Genomic DNA, 16045 nt, shown 5'->3' on the forward strand with positions numbered 1-16045 from the left:
GTCAGCAGGCCGACGCGCTCGCGGTCGGCCTCTGGTAACTCGTCGACCAGCCGGGCGGCCGCGATCATCGCGAGCAGACTGCCGAGGTTGTACCCGGCGAGCACCACCCGCGTGTTCGGCTCGGCGAGGTGTTCCTTGACCCTGGCGGCCAGTTCCGGCACGACCTTGAGCGCGTAACAGGGCGGGACGGTCGGGTGCGCGGCGCGCGGCCAGAAGCAGACCAGGTCCGCCAGCGCGCCGAGGTGGCGGCTGCGCTGCGGCGTCTTCGCGGCGGTGTAGACCACGCGCAGCAGCCCGGCGGCGAGCGCGCCGAGCGCGACGACGCCGATGGTGGCCAGCGGGTCGAACCAGCCCGGCAGCCCGCCGAAACCGAAGCGCAGCACGAGTAGCGCGGCCCCGGCCGCCGCCATCGCGATCGCCACGGTCAGCGCGAGATGGTGCAGATTGCGGCGTTCCCAGGACGACCGTGCCCAGGCGGCGGCGGCCTTCGCCTCCTGCTTTTCGCCGATCTCCATCAGTTCGACGATCTCGGGGATCCCGCGGCGGCGGCGGCGCAGCGGCACGGCGACGGCGAAACCGAGCAGGCCCAGCACGACGGCGAGCACCAGGCCCGCCCCCCACAGCACGGTCACCAGCTTGTACGTCTCCGGCAGCCGCAGCTCTTCGCGGCCGACCAGCTTGCGGAGTGAGACCGCGAGCCCGGCGCCGAACCCGCCGCCGAGCAGCCCGGCTAGGGCGAGCACCGGTGCGGCCGCGGCGCCGCCGAGCCAGGGCCTCAGCCGCCGCGGCTGGTCCTTCCAGCCGCGCCGGGCCAGCAGCGCCGCCGGCACCAGCACGAGTCCGAAAAGGACGGTCACAACGACCATGGCCGCGCCGAGGCCTTCGACCGTGCCGTCGGTCCCGCTCAGCCCGCCGCCGGAGAGCCCGTGCGGCAGCGGTGTCCGGCGCAACGCGCCGTAGCCGACAAGCAGCGTGGCGAAGGTGATCAGGCTCCGGCGCGCGACGCGGCCGGGGTCGATGCCGATCGCCCCGGCGATCATCGACGCCACGACCAGCGCCATGACGCAGATCCACGCGATCACGTCCGGCCCGGCGTCCGGTACCCGGAACGGCCCGCCGAGCAGCGGGAACGCGACCACGGTCAGCGCGGCCACGGTGTGCAGCGCGCGCAGGCCCGGTGTTTCCGGGTCGGCACGCAGTCCGTCGGCGGGCGGCTGGCGGGGACCTGCCCCCGGCCTGACCTTCGGCAGGTCCTCCTCGGCCGCGTCGATCGTCCAGTTGACCGAGGAAACCCGGTGCAGCACGAAGATCACCGCGAGCAGGGGCAGCACGCCGATGGCCGTCCGCACCGGGGCCGCGTCCCGCAGCCAGGACGGCGCCCCCGGCAGGCAGCGCGAGCCCGGGGCCAGGCACTGCGCGGCGACGAGGTCGAGCCCGATCACCGCGAGCTGGCTCACCAGCAGCATCGTCAGCAACAGGGCCGCGGCCCGCAGCAGGCCACGGCACATCGAGCCGAGCACGGCCGCCGTCCTGCTGCCCGCCCGCACCGGCGGCAGCATCCAGAAGGCGACATTCGACAGCGAGAACGGGAACAGCAGCGCCCAGGTGGCCTTCGCCGCACCGCCCGAGGTCATACCGCTCCACAGATAGCCTTCGAGAGTCCGCGGGATCGACCGGCCGAGCGCGGGCAGCACCGGGCCCGGAGCCGGGCGGCGCAGCCGATCGGCTGGCCGGATGATCCGGCCGAGGCCGTCGCCCGCGACGTCGACCGTCGAGACCGCGTCGAGCAGGGCCTCGCCACTGGTCCCCACCAGGCCGGGCACTCGCAGTTCGACGACGCGGGTATCCGGGCCAGGGAGCGGCACAGTAAGGGTCTCCTAAATCTCTGCATCGGGCTACGAGCCGACAACGGTACTGTTCAGGTGCCATCCACTATGGGAGGAACCCGCGTTATGACCCCCCGAAAGCGTTGCCAAGCGGCACGACACCCGCAACGGCATCGAGTTCGCCGTCGCCGATCTCGACGCCGCCGAATTCGGTCGTAAGGAGATTCGCCTCGCCGAGCACGAAATGCCCGGATTGATGGCGCTTCGCCGTGAGTACGCCGAGGTCTACCCGCTCCGCGGCGCGCGGGTGTCGGGTTCGCTGCACATGACCGTGCAGACCGCAGTGCTGATCGAAACGCTCGTCTCGCTCGGCGCCGAGGTGCGCTGGGCGTCCTGCAACATCTTCTCCACCCAGGACCACGCGGCCGCCGCGACCGTGATCGGCCCGCACGGCACCGCCGAAGAGCCCAAGGGCGTCCCGGTGTTCGCCTGGAAGGGTGAGTCGCTGGAGGAGTACTGGTGGTGCACCGAGCGGATGCTCACCTGGGACGGCGAAGGCCCCAATATGATCCTCGACGACGGCGGCGACGCCACCATGCTCGTGCACAAGGGCACGACGTTCGAGAAGGCGGGCGTCGTCCCGTCGCCCGACGAGAACGACTCCGACGAGTACCGCGTCTTCCTGGAGCTGGTGCGCGCGTCCGTGGCCGCGGACCAGGGCAAGTGGACGGCGATCGGCGAGGGAATCCTCGGCGTCACCGAGGAGACCACGACCGGCGTCCTGCGGCTGTACCAGCTCGCTGCCGCCGGTGAGCTGCTGTTCCCGGCGATCAACGTCAACGACGCGGTCACCAAGTCGAAGTTCGACAACCGCTACGGCATCCGGCACTCGCTGGTCGACGGCATCAACCGCGGCACCGACGTGCTGATCGGTGGCAAGGTCGCGGTCATCTGCGGCTATGGCGACGTCGGCAAGGGCGCGGCGGAGTCGCTGCGCGGCCAGGGCGCGCGGATCATCATCACCGAGATCGACCCCATCTGCGCGCTGCAGGCGGCGATGGACGGTTACCAGGTCAAGACGCTGGAGAACGCGCTGCCCGAGGCCGACATCATCATCACCACGACCGGCAACAAGGACGTCGTGCTGGTCGAGCACATGGCGCAGATGAAGCACCAGGCGATCCTTGGCAACATCGGCCACTTCGACAACGAGCTCGACATGGCGGGCCTCGCGCGCTACCCCGGCATTACGCGGGTCAACATCAAGCCGCAGGTCGACGAGTGGATCTTCCCGAGCGGCCGCACGATCATCGTGCTGTCCGAGGGCCGTCTGCTCAACCTCGGCAACGCGACCGGGCACCCGTCCTTCGTGATGTCGAACAGCTTCTCCAACCAGGTCATCGCCCAGGTGGAGCTGTTCACCAAGCACGAGGAGTACGACAACGAGGTCTTCCGCCTCCCGAAGAAGCTCGACGAGAAGGTCGCGAAGATCCACCTCGCGGCGCTGGGCGGCGAGCTGACCAAGCTCACCAAGGAGCAGGCCGAGTACATCGACGTCGACGTCGAGGGCCCATTCAAGGCGGACCACTACCGGTACTGACCGGTCGGCCCCTCTTTCGGGCCCTGCCGCACCCGAAAGAGGGCGCCTTGCCGTCTCGCCTGTGGAGTGGAAGAAACGCCTGATCGCCGAGGGAAAGATCGTCACGTTCGAGCCTGAAGGCGTGGCTCCGGGGCTGGACGAGCTCGAGAAGATGTCCCAAGGCTGGGGCACAGCTGTCAGCGAGGCTCTCGACTGGACCAGAGGTGAGTGGTGACGGCTTTCTACGCGGACACCAGCGCGGTGGTCGGCGCCTACCTCCAGGACGAGCCCGAGCACGCGGCGCTCAAGGAATTGCTGTTCGACTCCCGCCATCTGGTGTTGACCAGCGAACTGACTCGGATCGAGTTCGCCAGCGCGTTGACGGCCGCCAAAAGGCTCGGCCGCATTCCGGACGCCAAGCAGTTCCTGCACCAGTTCGACCGGGACACGCAGGCCGGGACCACGCTCAGCATCATTCCGCTGGAGACGCGCCGGATCCTTCCCGCCGCGCGCCGCTTGGTCATGGAGAACCACCCGCTGCGCACGCTGGACGCGATCCACCTCGCGGTCGCCCTGCGCGACACCGCGGCCATCACCGGCGGCGAGCCGATCACGATGGTGACGCGTGATCAGCGCCAGGCCGACGTGGCGAAAGCCAATGGCCTCGCCGTGTTGTGACGGCTAGAGTCACGGCCGTTCTTGGCTGGACGAACCTCACGGCCCGGTAGGTAGTCCGGGCGGCGGGTGGCGGTGCGAACCCGCCCCTGCTCGTTGTCCCGGACCTCGCGGGAAACCAGTTGCGGCCAGGCTGATCCGTCATGCCTGGAGGTTTCCCATGAGTGGGGTGTTCACGCTTTTCCACGACGGCCGGTTCTGGGTCGGCGTCTACGAGATCCACGAGGACGGCCGCGTGCGCGCGGCCCAGCACATCTTCGGCGTCGAGCCGAACAACGCCGAGCTCGCCGCGTTCGCGGCCGGACGCGACTTCACCGCTCTGGCCGACCAAGCCCGCGAAGCACCGTCAGTACCTGCGGAGCGAAGGCCGACCGCGCGCCTCAAGGCGAAGAAGCTCGCGAAGCAGGCTCAAGCCGACATCGGTGTGGGAACGGCCGCGCAGCGCGCGCTGAAGGAGTCCGTCGCCGAGCGGGTCGTGGAGAACAAGGCCGCCCGCAAGCGCCGTGAGGCGCAGGAGGCCGAGCGCCGCCGCGGCCTCGCCCGCGCGAAAGCCAAGGCCCGCCACCGTGGCCACTGATCCCTGAAGGCCACCTTCACGGCGTAAAACGCCGTGAAGGTGGCCTTCAGGGGCAGTCAGTCAGTGCCACTCCACGGCGATCCCGGCGAGTCCGGGGCCGGGGTCGGTGAAGTACGCGCTCGTGACGCCGCCCATGTCGCAGCGCAGCTCCTCGGATTCCATCGGGATCGCGTCGTCGCGGGTGCGGACCTGCCTGGTGCAGCGGGCGGGCAGCGCGCCCTCGGCGAACCGCAGCTGCAGCAGGTAGCTCCCGCACCGGTCGCGCAGCATGCGGTAGTAGCCGGGCGAGTCGGAGCCGGAGTCGTCGCGGACCTCGGAGCAGAAGACGTGGAGGTCGCCCTCGGCGAGCTTGCGGTCGAACAGCAGCTCGGTGGCCATGGTCGCGCTCTCGGCGTGCCGTCGCATCCGCCCGGTCCGGCAGCCCTCGTCGGTGATCAGCTCGACGTGCTCGATCTGGCAGCCGTCGTCGCCGTTGTACACCGTCACGTACCGGTCCGGGCCGTGCCGCCGGGCACGGGCGACGAGTCTCGTGCGCACGCTGACCTGGCGGCGGTGGGCGTCGAAGGTGATCGTGTCGTGCACCGCGAGCAGCTCGAGGTCGGAGTTGTAGTTGTTGGCCGACGGGTAGGCGCCCAGCTCGGCCAGCAGGTGGTCGACGATCGAGCCCATGTCACCGGAACGGAGCTCGTGGAACGACACCGCGGGCTGATGCGTGCGCGCGCGGCCGGTGCGCGGGCCGATGAGCACCACGAGCGCGTCGGGCGGCAATTGGAGCACGGTTTCCAGCGCGCGGACCGCCGGGAGCGCCTTGGGTACCTCCGGTTGGCGCAACCCTCGCTGCCAGTAACTGAGTGTTGACTGTCCGATATGGACACCTCGGTGTCCGAGGTGGGCGCGCAGCCTGGCCAGCGACAAGCCGCGCCAGGCGATCGCCAGGCGCAGGGCCTGGTGGAACTCGCCGCTGCGAAGTGCCTCGGCCAGCTCCTTGGGCAGGGGTTCCCCCTGCTGGCGGCGCCCGTTGAGGCTGCCGGTCTCCGTCGCGGGCGCGTTCCCGCCCGCTATCGTGCTGAGTGTTACTGGGGAATCGCCGTTCCGTGTCACCGCTCGTCCCTTCACCCGACCAGTGTGTGCGCTGGGCGTGAACACTGCGGAACGTTCACGTTAGCAGCGGTGAGTGGCGATGCCGACCCCCGTTCAGGGTGGCTGGCCACGGAAGAGTGAACGATCCGCGTTCCGGGGTACCCCCGGAACGGTCCGATCCGCCATGCGGGGTTCTTGCTCGGGGTGACTGCGCTGTTCACCGTTGTGACCACGTTGATTCGCCCACGCTTGAGCAGGAGGCCATTCGTGCCGGTGATCTCGAGGAGGGCTTGCGCCGCAGGGGCCGCGAGCCTGGCGATGTGGCTGGTCGTCCAGACCCCGGCCGATGCGGAGAGCAGGTTGTCCGCGCCCGTGGACTACCAGGACTACGTCTCCATGCAGCAGCAGCAGAAAGACCAGTGGTGCTGGGCCGCCTCCGGCAACACGATCGCGGCCTACCACGGCGTCTCGCTCAGCCAGACCCGCTTCTGCCAGCTTGCGCACAACGAGAGCGGCGCGGACTGCGCGAACCTCCCCGGCACCCTCGCCGACCCTCAGCGTGCTTTCGCCAAGCTCGGCTTCGCCTCCTCCGGCACCTACGTCTACGGCCGGATCAGCTACGCCGCCATCCAGTCGCAGACCGCGGCCGACCAGCCGGTCGAGACCCGCATCGGCTGGAACTCCGGCGGCGGCCACATGCACGTGCTCTACGGCTACGACACCAGCAAGAGCTGGGTCTACTGGGGCGACCCGTGGCCGTCGAACAACCGCTACAACTGGTCCACTTACGACTATTACGCTGGCAACAGCAGCTTCACCTGGACCCACACGCTCACCGGGATCTCGCGATGAGCGGCCTGCGGCGCGCGCTGACGCTCGCCGGATTGGCGACGGTCGCACTCCTCGCCCTGGCACCGGGCGCCCAGGCGCAGTCCGGCCTGCCCAGTAGCGCCGACGTCTCGGCCGCGAAGGCCGCCGCGGCCGATCCCGGCCTGCGCGCCGAGATCGGCCGGTTCTTCGCCCAGGGCGGCGGCAAGCTGCGCGCGGCCGCCGGTCAGGCGCCTGCCGTGTCGGTCGGCGACCAGTCGATCCCGGTCTACGAACTTTCGCGCGACTTCGTCGTCGGGACGCGCGGCGCGTCGGCGGGGCTGCTCGCGTACATCGCGGTGCCGGTGAGCGCCTCCGACGGGCAGACGGCGACGCTGTGGACCGTCCGGGGCGGCGACGGCCGCTGGCAGGTGGGCAACATCGCCTCGGGCGATCGGGAGTACAAGCTCTCCCAAGCCCTGCCCGCCGGGGCGATGCTGCTGCACGAGCCACAGGTCGACGCCTGGTACGCCGTCAAGGACGGCCTGGTGACGCCGCTCGACGTGGGGGCGAGCGGACTCAAGGCCGGGCAAGCCGTGCCGCTGGCGCGCTACCAGAAGACGGTCGGCGGTCGCTACGGCGACAAGCTCGCCGGATCGCCATACGACCGGAAAGGGACCGCGGGTGGTTTCGCCGCTGAAGTGATGCCGCGCGGTGACGGCGCTCCCGCCCCGGAGACCCAGGAAGCAGGCTGGATCCCGCTGCTGGCGCTCTGCGGTGGCCTGCTGGTGATCGGTGTTGTCGGTTTCGTGCTGCACGCGAGACGACAGCCCGCCTAGAACGAGCCGGCAGGCCTGGCGGTGTCGAAGCACCCGCCGGGCCTGCCGGTCGACCACCGTAAGGTTCTCGGCGTGGGCCGACTCGTGGTGATCGAAGGACTGGACGGTGCGGGCAAGCGCACCCTGACCAAGGGACTGACCGACGCCCTGCACCAGGCGGGGGCGAGCGTCGCCTCGCTGGCGTTCCCGCGCTACGGCAAGAGCGTCCACGCCGACCTGGTGCGTGAAGCCCTGCATCGCGGCCACGGCGACCTCGCGGATTCCGTCTACGGCATGGCGCTCCTCTACGCGCTGGACCGCAGCGGAGCCGCCGACGAGATCCGCACCCTCCAAGCCACCCACGACGTCCTCCTGCTGGACCGCTACGTCGCGTCAAACGCCGCATACGCGGCCGCCCGCCTAAGCCAGGACGCCACCGGCGAAGTCGTAAAATGGGTCTGGCAACTCGAGATCGACCGCTTCGCCCTCCCCAAGCCCGACACGCACCTGCTCCTCCAAGTCTCCCCAGAGGTAGCCGCGGCCCGCGCCGAACGCCGAGCCCGCGCCGACGCATCCCGCCCCCGCGACGCATTCGAGTCCGACGACGCCCTCCAAAACCGCTGCGCCCAGGTCTACAAAGACCTGGCAGCCCAATCCTGGCTATCCCCCTGGCACGTAATAAACGGCCCAGCCCAAACCAACCCAGACACCCTCGCCAAAACCCTTCTAACCTAGCCACCCAAACCAAACCAAACCCCAAAACCCACCACAAAACCCAACCCCCGCTGTTTGCCGGGACCACAGGGTCTCCGCGAGCTCTGCGAGTGGAGACTTCACCGCCGCGCGCCCTCTTTCGCGGCCGCCAGGCCGCCCCAACTCGCGACGGCGGGTCGCCCCTGTTAAAGACAAACCCGCACTTACGCTGGGAGTCGGGGCGACCTGGCGGCGCGAGTTGGTGAGCGCGCTGGCCAAAAAACACAGGCTTCTAACCGCACCTCATGACTCAGCCACCAGACCACTCACCCAGGCATGAAACTCCCCAATATGGTGCTCCGACGGCATGAGAACCCCACCATCCACATAAGCACGTGAAGACATCCCGGGCTGACAACGTTCACAGGCGTCAAAATCCTGCTCGTTGACCCGGTGAAAGAGCTCCACCGACTTCGACACATCGCGTCCCGAAGCGACCACCTCGGGGGAGTAGAGCCAGTCGCACTCCACAACTGTCCGGTCGACCGCCAGCGGGTACATGCGGTGGAAGATCACGTGGTCCGGCACCAGGTTGACGAACACCTGCGGCCGGATGGTGATCGCGTAGTACCGCCTGTCCTGCTCCGCCGCGACGCCGTCGAGCCGTTCGAAGCCGGAGCCGCCGTCGATGGTGAATCCGTCGACGCTCTCGCCGAACTCGGCGCCGTGCCCGACGTAGTACTGGGCGGCGTACCCGTCGGCGAACTCCGGCAGGACCTCGGTCAGCTCCGGGTGGATCGTCGCGCAGTGGTAGCACTCCATGAAGTTCTCGACGATGAGCTTCCAGTTGGCCTTGACGTCGTAGGTGATGCGGCGTCCGACGGACAGTTCCTCGGTGCGGTACCGCTCGATCGAGGCGAGGTCGCCGAGCCGCTCGATCACCGCGCCCCGCACGTCCTGTTCGAACGACGGCGGCGACGCGGCGAGGCAAACCCAGGCGTAGCCGAGCCATTCACGCAGGTGAACGGTGTGCAGGCCGTATTCGGTGCGGTCGATGTCGGGCATGCTCGCCAGGTTCGGCGCGGCGATCAGCTTGCCGTCGAGCCCGTACGTCCACGCGTGGTACGGGCATTGGAACGACCGTTTCACCGAGCCGGATTCCTGCGTGCACAGCGTTGCGCCCCGATGGCGGCAGATGTTGAGGAACGCCCGCAGCGAGCCGTCGCGGGCACGGCTGACGAGTACGCTCTCGCGTCCGATTTGGACAGTGCGGAAGTCGCCCGCCACCGGAAGATCGGCGCTGCGCACCGCGCAGAACCACAGCTGCTCGAAGATCTTTTCCTGCTCGGCGGCGAAGACGGCGGGATCGGTGTAGTACCGCCCGGCCAGGGTGGGCAGCAGACTCGGGGGCAGCGAGGTCTGGGGCTGGGTCCGCGTCAAAGTGGAGCTCCTGTCAAACGGGCCGGGTCGAACAGGGAGATCGGGTGTGCGGTGGCGCCGTCGACGACCAGGTCGGCGAGGATCTCGCCGACCACCGGCACGAACTTGAAGCCGTGCCCCGAAAAGCCGCAGGCGATGACCACCCGTTCGTGGGCCGGGTGACGGGAGATGACGAAGTGCTCGTCGGCGGTGGTGGTGTACATGCACGTCGCCCCGCGCAGGAACCCGCCCGGCAGCGACGGCATGCGCTCGCGCACGAACCCGGCCATCTCCTCGACCTCTTCCGGGTGCACGGTCCGGTCGATGGTCTCGGGGGTGGTCGGCTTCCCGCCGCGGAAGAACGCGACCTTCACGCCGTCCTCCGGCCCGTTGTGCGCGGGGAAACCGTAGAACTGACGGCCATCCGCGTTCTCCCAGATGTACACCGGATGCCGGTCCGGCCCGAACGGCTCCGTCCCGCCCTCGGGCGCGAACCAGTACTGAACCTGCCGCTCGACCGTGAACTCGATGCCGAGTTCCGTCAGCAGCGCGGGCGCCCACGCGCCGGGACAGACCACCAGCTGCCCGGCGGTGTACATGTCGGCCGAGGTCATCACGCGGACGCCGTCGGCGGTGGACGTCCACGCGACGACCTTCTCCTCGTGGTGCAGCTCGGCCCCGGCGCGCGCCGCGAGCCGCAGGTGCGCGCCGACACTCGCCTCGGGCACGACCAGCCCGGCGCCGCCCTCGTACAGCGCGATCTCGTCGTCCGCCGGACGCATCGTCGGGAACCGCCGCCGGATCTCCGGCGCGTCGAGCAGCTCGTGCTCCAGCCCCCACTGCTGGGCGCTCAGCAGGCTTCCCGCGACGGTCCGCGAGTCCGGCTTGCCGAGCATGACCCCACCGCACCGGGTGAAGATCGGCAGCCCGGAGTCCCGCTCGATGCCGTCCCACAGCTCGTGCGCGCGCAGCAGCAGCGGCACGTACGCGGGGTCCTCGAAGTACGCCTGACGGGTGATCCGCGAGCCGCCGTGGCTGGAGCCCTGGTTGTGCACCGGCGCGAACTGGTCGATGCCGAGCACCCGCTGCCCGCGTTGCGCGAGCCGGTACGCGGCGGCGCTGCCCATGCCGCCGAGGCCGATGACGATCGTGTCGTAGTGGGTCACAACGCGCTCCTGATCCGGCTCATCCCGGGGTCGAACAACGGTTCGGCGGCCACGACCGCCGGGATCCGCTCGCCGAAGTACTCGATCTCGACCGGCTGTCCCGGGTCGGTGTATTCCACCGGGAGCCAGGCGTAGGCGATGTTCTTGCCGACGGTGTAGCCGTACGCCGCGCTGGTGACGTACCCGGCCGGGTGACCTCCGGCGTGTACCGGCTCCTTGCCGAGGACGACCGCGTACGGGTCGTCGACGGTCAGGCAGACCAGCTTGCGGGTCACCGTTTCGGGGGAACGCCCGGCCAGCGCGTCACGACCGATGAAGTACCCCTTGTCCATCCGCACCGCGAAACCCAGCCCCGCCTCGTACGGATCGTGCTCCGCGGTGACGTCGGTCCCCCACGAGCGGTACCCCTTCTCCAGCCGCATGCTGGCGAAGGCGTCCCGCCCGGCGGCGATCACCCCGTGGGATTGCCCGGCCTCCCACAGTGTGTCCCAGAGTCGCGCGCCCAGATCCGCGGTGGTGTAGAGCTCCCAGCCGAGTTCGCCCACATAGGACAGTCGCATCGCGGTCACCGGCACGGTGCCGAGGTAGGCGTTCCTGGTCTTGAAGTAGCCCATCGCCTGGTGTGAGAAGTCCGTTGTGGACAGTGGTTGCAGCAGTGCGCGGGCGGCGGGTCCCCACAGCCCGACGCAGCAGGTGCCGGGCGTGGTCTCGTGGATCTGGACGGTTCCGTCGCCGGGCAGGTGACGGCGTAGCCAGTCGATGTCGAGATTGCCGTTCACGCCGACCTGGAACCGGTCGGCCGTGAGCCTGGCGACGGTCAGATCGCTACGCACGCCGCCGTTTTCGTCCAGCAGCAGGGTGTAGGTGACCGCGCCGGGCTTCTTGTCCAGCTGGTTGGTGGTCATCGTCTGGAGGAACGGCAGCGCGCCGGGGCCGGTGACCTCGATCCGCTTGAGTGAGGTCATGTCGAACATCGCCACGCGCTTGCGGGCGACCAGTGCCTCCGCGCCGCCGATCGGCGACCAGTGGCGAGACGCCCAGTCGTTGCGCTCCGGGATGAGCTCGACCTCCGGCAGGTTCGCGTTGGCCTCGTACCAGTGCGGCCGCTCCCAGCCATTGCCCTCGAGGAAGCAGGCGCCCAGCTCCGACTGCCGGGTGTAGAACGGGCTCGTGCGCAGCGGCCGGGGTTCTTCCATGGGCTGCAACGGATGCAGGATGTCGTAGACCTCGGTGAAGGCTTGACAGCTGCGCGCCAGCACGTAGTCGGGGGCGAGCTGCACGGTCTCGAACCGGGCGAGGTCGCAGCTGTGCAGGTCCAGCTTCGGCTGCCCGTCGACCAGCCACTCGGCCATCGCCCGCGCGACGCCAGCCGAATGGGTGATCCAGACGGCTTCGGCGACCCAGAACCCGTCGAGGCCGGGATGCTCGCCGAGCAGCGGCATCCCGTCGGAGGTGAACGAGAACAGGCCGTTGACGCCCTCCTCGACCTTCGACTCGCCGAGCCGCGGCAGCAGGTCCACCGCCGCGGCCCAGGACGGGTCGAAGTCCTCCGGGGTGAACGCCAGCTCGGACGGCATGCCCTCGGAGCCGCGCGGGTCGGCGATGGCGGCGGCGTCCACGGGCATCGGCCGGTGCCCGTAGGCGCCGATGCCGAGCCGGTCGACGTGCTCGCGGAAGTACAGGTCGGCGTCCTGGTGACGCAGGATCGGCAGGCTCGCCTCGGTCAGTTCGTCATTGCGCCCGGCGAGCCAGGGCAGCGGCGTGGTCTTGGCGTACTGGTGCGCCATCGGCACCAGCGGCACGGTGAGGTCGACGAGCTCGCCGAGCAGCGGGCCCCACATCCCGGCGCACGAGATGACGATGTCCGCGCGGAACTGCTCCGTTTCGGTGGTGACGCCGGTGACCCGGCCCCCTGTTCGCTCGATCGAGGTCACCTTCTGGTGCGAGAGGAACTTCGCACCGCGATCGATCGCCCGCCTGGCCTGCGCCTCGGCCGCACGCAGCGGCTTGGCCAGCCCGTCGCCGGGGATGTGAAACCCGCCGAGCACCTTCGCCGCGTCGAGCAGCGGATGCAGGTCAGCGCACTCTTCCGGCTCGCGCAGGTAGCTCTGGACACCCGACGCCGTCGCCCAGCCGTGGCGGCGCTTGAGGTCCTCCCAGCGCTCCGGCGTGGTAGCGACCTCGAGGCCGCCGACGGGGTTGAAGCACCACTTCCCGTCGACGGTCAGCGAGCGGTACTTCGAGACGGTGTACTTCGCGAACTCCGTCATCGTCCGGCACCCGGTGGTCTGGAAGACCAGGCCGGGTGCGTGCGAACTGGAGCCGCCGGTCCGGAACAGCTCACCCTGTTCGAGCACGGTGAGCTCGGTCCAGCCGCGTTCGGTGAGCTCGTCGGCCAGCGCGCAGCCGACGATGCCGGCGCCGATGACGACCACTCGCGGTCGGGGCATCGAGGTACCTCCTGCCTGCCCGCTTCGTCCACAGTGGACCCGCTCGGGCTCGGGGTGACAGGCATGCTGGGGGACCCGCGCGGGTGGCGCGGGGTGTTGCGTATGGGGGAAGTTGTTCCGTCCTCAGCAACAAGGTGCGGGATCCGCGGCGCGCTGTCAAGAGACCGGAAGGAGCGGGTTTTCCAGGGTCCCCGATGAGATGAACGGACCGTTACTGGCGTATTTCGCCGGTAACGGTCCGTTCATGGCGTGCGATGCGATACCGGGGGAGTGGCTACTGGGCGAAGTAACCGAGCTGGGTGGAGAGCTCTTCGGCCGCTTCGGTCATCGGCCGGACGATCTGCCTGACGCGCTGCTTCGACAGCCGATAGGAGGGCCCCGACGCGCTCATCGCGGCGACGACTTCGCCACCCGGGCCGTGCACCGGCACGGCGACCGCGTGCATGCCGAGTTCCAGCTCCTCGAAGCACGCGGCGTAACCGTCTTCGATCACTCGATCGAGTTCGGTCGTGAGCTCGTCGAGGTCGACGGTGGTGCGTGGGGTGTATTGCTCCAGTTTGCGGCGGAGCAAGCGTTTGCGCTCGACGTCGGCCATGTACGCGAGCAGGATTTTCCCGCTGGAGGTCGCGTGCAGCGGGGTCCGCTGGCCGGTCCAGTTCTGCGTGGTGATCGCGGCCGCGCCGCGGGCCTGGCTGATGTTGATCGCGACGCCGTTGTCCGCGATGGCGATGTTCACCGTCTCGCCCAGCGATTCGGCCAGCGCCTGGCAGCTCTGCCTGCCGAGCTTCGCCAGGTCCATCCGGCCGGCGGCGGCGCCCGCCAGGCGGACGATCCCGAAGCCGATCGCGTACTTCCCCCGTTCGCCGAGCTGCTCGACCATGCCGCGTGCTTCCAGGACGCTCAGTAACCGGGAGGCGGTCGATTTGTGCACGCCGAGCTCGACGGCGATCTCCGTGATGCCGCTTTCGCCGTTGCGCGCGAGCAGCTCGAGCACGCTGATCGCCCGATCGACGGATTGCACCTGACTGGGCGTTGCGTTCCCTGCCTCGTGGTTCCGCATAGCGCAACACTAACCGGTTCGCGCGGTTCTGTTCGGCTGAGTGGGCGAACCCCTTGACGAGCGGGGGGTCCGGGCGGGAGTGTTGCGCACAGCACGCCATGTCTCGCAATGCGCAACATTCACGTGGTGCGCATTCAAGATGTACACGTGCAACACGTCAGTAACTTTTCCCCGGAGGCCCTGATGATCCGAGCCTGCGACGCCGCCGCACTGGCTGACGGCGAAGCGATCCGCCTACTCGCGCACGTGCCGATTTCGGTGTTCCACACCGACGGTGAGTACTTCGCGATCGACGACACGTGCAGCCACCAGGACGCCTCCCTCGCCGACGGCTGGGTCGAGGGCTGTTTCGTGGAGTGCCCGCTGCACGCCGCGCTGTTCGACCTGCGCACCGGCCTGCCCAGCTGCCTGCCCGCGAAGAACGGCCTCCGCACGTACCCCGTCGTCCTCGACGGCGGGGTGATCTACGTCGACACCGGCGTCGAGCAGGAAGACGTCGCGTGAAGACGGTCGCCGTCGTCGGGACCTCGCTGGCCGGGCTGCGCGCCGCGCAGGAGCTGCGGTCCCAGGGGTTCGACGGCGAGCTGGTGCTGATCGGCGCCGAGGCGCACCGCCCGTACGACCGGCCGCCGCTGTCGAAGGAATTCTTGCTGGGCAAGGTTTCCGCCGCCGATCTCGCGCTCGCCGACGCCGAGGACCTCGACGCGCTGCAGGCCACCTGGCTGCTGGGCGCACCGGCGATCTCGCTGTCGAACGGGCTGATCATCCTCGCCAACGGCCGCCAGGTGGTCGCCGACGGAGTGGTGATCGCGACCGGCGGAACACCGAAAACCCTTGCGGGCTCGGCAGAACTAACAGGTGTGCACACTCTGCGCACGCTCGACGACGCGGTGGCACTACGCACCGCGCTGTCCGCCGGGCCGTCGTCGGTGGTCGTCATCGGCGCCGGCTTCATCGGCGCCGAGGTCGCGTCCAGCTGCCGCTTGCTCGGCCACGACGTCACCGTCGTCGAGGCGCTGCCCGTGCCGCTCGCGGGCGTCCTCGGTGAACAACTCGGCGCGGTGTGCGCGGAACTGCACGCCGACAACGGCGTCCCGGTACGCACCGGAACCGGGGTAGCCGGGCTCGTGGGCACCGATCGGGTGACCGGCGTCCGGCTGACCGACGGCACGGAACTGCCCGCGGACCTGGTCGTCGCCGGGATCGGCGTCCGCCCGGTCACCGAATGGCTGACCGGCTCCGGGCTCGCCGTGGACGACGGGGTGCTCGTCGACTCCGGCTGCGTGACGGCCGACCCGCGCGTGGTCGCCATCGGCGACGTGGCCCGGTACTGGTCGCGACCGCGCGGCAGGCGGGTCCGCAGCGAACACTGGACGGCCGCGACCGAGCAGCCCGCGATCGCGGTCCGGAACCTGCTGGCCGGTTCGACCGTGGCGCACTACGAGCGGCCGGGGTACTTCTGGTCGGACCAGTACGGGTGCCGGATCCAGTTCGCCGGGACCGTCACGCCGCAGGTCCGGATCGTCGAGGGGGAGCTGGCCGAGCGGAAGTTCGTCGCTGCCTATGTGGACGGGGATGCTGTGGTCGGGGTGCTCGCGCTTGACAGCGCTCGTGGATTCGGGAAGTTGCGCCGGGGGCTCTGACTGTCTCTGAAGGCCACCATGAGGGACCTAGACGCCCCAAAAGTTCCCTTCGCGACCACGGCCGCTCACGCCGCCGGTCCGTCGGGATTCGGGCGTGGGGGACGTGCCCTGAAGGCCACCTTCACAGCGTAAAACGCTGTGAAGGTGGCCTTCAGGGACTTGGTGGTTGGGTCCTGAGGTGCGGTTAGAAGCCTGTGTTTATTGGCCAGCGCGCTCACCAACTCGCGCCGCCAGGTCGCCCCTGACCATGTA

The 16045-nt window shown here is 69.4% G+C and carries 15 protein-coding genes; 9 read left to right on the top strand and 6 right to left on the bottom strand.

All coding sequences use genetic code 11. The annotated features are described in order from the left end of the window. Nucleotides 1-1811 (bottom strand): hypothetical protein (locus QMK34_RS43295; protein ID WP_326420663.1); only part of this gene is annotated, 1811 nt, incomplete at its 3' end. A 187-nt stretch (nt 1812-1998) separates the two neighbouring features. On the opposite strand from QMK34_RS43295, the gene ahcY reads away from it, so the two are divergent. The 4 genes from ahcY (at nt 1999) to QMK34_RS43315 (ending at nt 4657) form a co-directional block, all read left to right on the top strand. After that, nucleotides 1999-3426: an adenosylhomocysteinase gene (ahcY, locus tag QMK34_RS43300; protein ID WP_326420664.1), complete on the top strand. Its 1428-nt coding sequence runs from the start codon at nt 1999-2001 to the stop codon at nt 3424-3426. 61 nt (nt 3427-3487) lie between these two features. Continuing rightward, nucleotides 3488-3640, top strand: a complete 153-nt coding sequence (locus QMK34_RS43305) for a hypothetical protein (RefSeq protein ID WP_326420653.1) — start codon at nt 3488-3490, stop codon at nt 3638-3640. Further along, nucleotides 3637-4083 carry a type II toxin-antitoxin system VapC family toxin gene (locus tag QMK34_RS43310; RefSeq protein ID WP_326420654.1) on the top strand — a complete coding sequence of 149 codons (447 nt, stop codon included), beginning with the start codon at nt 3637-3639 and terminating at the stop codon, nt 4081-4083. The genes QMK34_RS43305 and QMK34_RS43310 overlap by 4 nt, the downstream gene beginning before the upstream one ends. Before the next feature lie 157 nt (nt 4084-4240). Then, nucleotides 4241-4657 carry a YjdF family protein gene (locus QMK34_RS43315; protein ID WP_326420655.1) on the top strand — a complete coding sequence of 139 codons (417 nt, stop codon included), beginning with the start codon at nt 4241-4243 and terminating at the stop codon, nt 4655-4657. Between the two features lie 60 nt (nt 4658-4717). Here QMK34_RS43315 and QMK34_RS43320 read toward each other — a convergent pair whose 3' ends face one another. Beyond that, nucleotides 4718-5650: a hypothetical protein gene (locus tag QMK34_RS43320; protein ID WP_326420665.1), complete on the bottom strand. Its 933-nt coding sequence runs from the start codon at nt 5648-5650 to the stop codon at nt 4718-4720. A gap of 360 nt (nt 5651-6010) precedes the next feature. On the opposite strand from QMK34_RS43320, the gene QMK34_RS43325 reads away from it, so the two are divergent. From QMK34_RS43325 to QMK34_RS43335, 3 genes are all read left to right on the top strand, one after another. Continuing rightward, nucleotides 6011-6589: a papain-like cysteine protease family protein gene (locus QMK34_RS43325; protein ID WP_442785346.1), complete on the top strand. Its 579-nt coding sequence runs from the start codon at nt 6011-6013 to the stop codon at nt 6587-6589. Beyond that, entirely contained in the window at nt 6586-7383 is a 798-nt protein-coding gene (locus QMK34_RS43330; protein WP_326420656.1) for a hypothetical protein, read from the top strand. Before QMK34_RS43325 ends, QMK34_RS43330 begins: the two co-directional genes overlap by 4 nt. Before the next feature lie 84 nt (nt 7384-7467). After that, nucleotides 7468-8097 carry a dTMP kinase gene (locus tag QMK34_RS43335; protein WP_326420667.1) on the top strand — a complete coding sequence of 210 codons (630 nt, stop codon included), beginning with the start codon at nt 7468-7470 and terminating at the stop codon, nt 8095-8097. A gap of 261 nt (nt 8098-8358) precedes the next feature. Here QMK34_RS43335 and QMK34_RS43340 read toward each other — a convergent pair whose 3' ends face one another. The 4 genes from QMK34_RS43340 to QMK34_RS43355 form a co-directional block, all read right to left on the bottom strand. Beyond that, entirely contained in the window at nt 8359-9495 is a 1137-nt protein-coding gene (locus tag QMK34_RS43340; RefSeq protein WP_326420657.1) for an aromatic ring-hydroxylating oxygenase subunit alpha, read from the bottom strand. Then, entirely contained in the window at nt 9492-10640 is a 1149-nt protein-coding gene (solA, locus tag QMK34_RS43345) for an N-methyl-L-tryptophan oxidase (protein ID WP_326420658.1), read from the bottom strand. Before solA ends, QMK34_RS43340 begins: the two co-directional genes overlap by 4 nt. Further along, nucleotides 10637-13090, bottom strand: a complete 2454-nt coding sequence (locus QMK34_RS43350) for a GcvT family protein (protein ID WP_326420659.1) — start codon at nt 13088-13090, stop codon at nt 10637-10639. The genes solA and QMK34_RS43350 overlap by 4 nt, the downstream gene beginning before the upstream one ends. Before the next feature lie 274 nt (nt 13091-13364). After that, nucleotides 13365-14150: an IclR family transcriptional regulator gene (locus tag QMK34_RS43355; RefSeq protein ID WP_326420660.1), complete on the bottom strand. Its 786-nt coding sequence runs from the start codon at nt 14148-14150 to the stop codon at nt 13365-13367. A 183-nt stretch (nt 14151-14333) separates the two neighbouring features. On the opposite strand from QMK34_RS43355, the gene QMK34_RS43360 reads away from it, so the two are divergent. Together QMK34_RS43360 and QMK34_RS43365 are read left to right on the top strand one after the other, a co-directional pair. Further along, nucleotides 14334-14654 carry a bifunctional 3-phenylpropionate/cinnamic acid dioxygenase ferredoxin subunit gene (locus QMK34_RS43360; RefSeq protein WP_326420661.1) on the top strand — a complete coding sequence of 107 codons (321 nt, stop codon included), beginning with the start codon at nt 14334-14336 and terminating at the stop codon, nt 14652-14654. Next, nucleotides 14651-15793, top strand: coding sequence for an NAD(P)/FAD-dependent oxidoreductase (locus QMK34_RS43365; protein WP_326420662.1), 1143 nt, complete (start codon nt 14651-14653; stop codon nt 15791-15793). The genes QMK34_RS43360 and QMK34_RS43365 overlap by 4 nt, the downstream gene beginning before the upstream one ends. Nucleotides 15794-16045: the final 252 nt, after the last annotated feature.

The organism is Amycolatopsis sp. H20-H5 (assembly GCF_035828755.1).
In the GTDB taxonomy this organism is placed as follows: domain Bacteria; phylum Actinomycetota; class Actinomycetes; order Mycobacteriales; family Pseudonocardiaceae; genus Amycolatopsis.

Bases quoted from the DNA above. Each gene is read 5' to 3' on its own strand.
- QMK34_RS43315 (WP_326420655.1), top strand. From the start codon at position 4,241: ATGAGTGGGGTGTTCACGCTTTTCCACGACGGCCGGTTCTGGGTCGGC.
- QMK34_RS43330 (WP_326420656.1), top strand. From the start codon at position 6,586: ATGAGCGGCCTGCGGCGCGCGCTGACGCTCGCCGGATTGGCGACGGTC.
- QMK34_RS43350 (WP_326420659.1), bottom strand. From the start codon at position 13,090: ATGCCCCGACCGCGAGTGGTCGTCATCGGCGCCGGCATCGTCGGCTGC.
- QMK34_RS43355 (WP_326420660.1), bottom strand. From the start codon at position 14,150: ATGCGGAACCACGAGGCAGGGAACGCAACGCCCAGTCAGGTGCAATCC.
- QMK34_RS43360 (WP_326420661.1), top strand. From the start codon at position 14,334: ATGATCCGAGCCTGCGACGCCGCCGCACTGGCTGACGGCGAAGCGATC.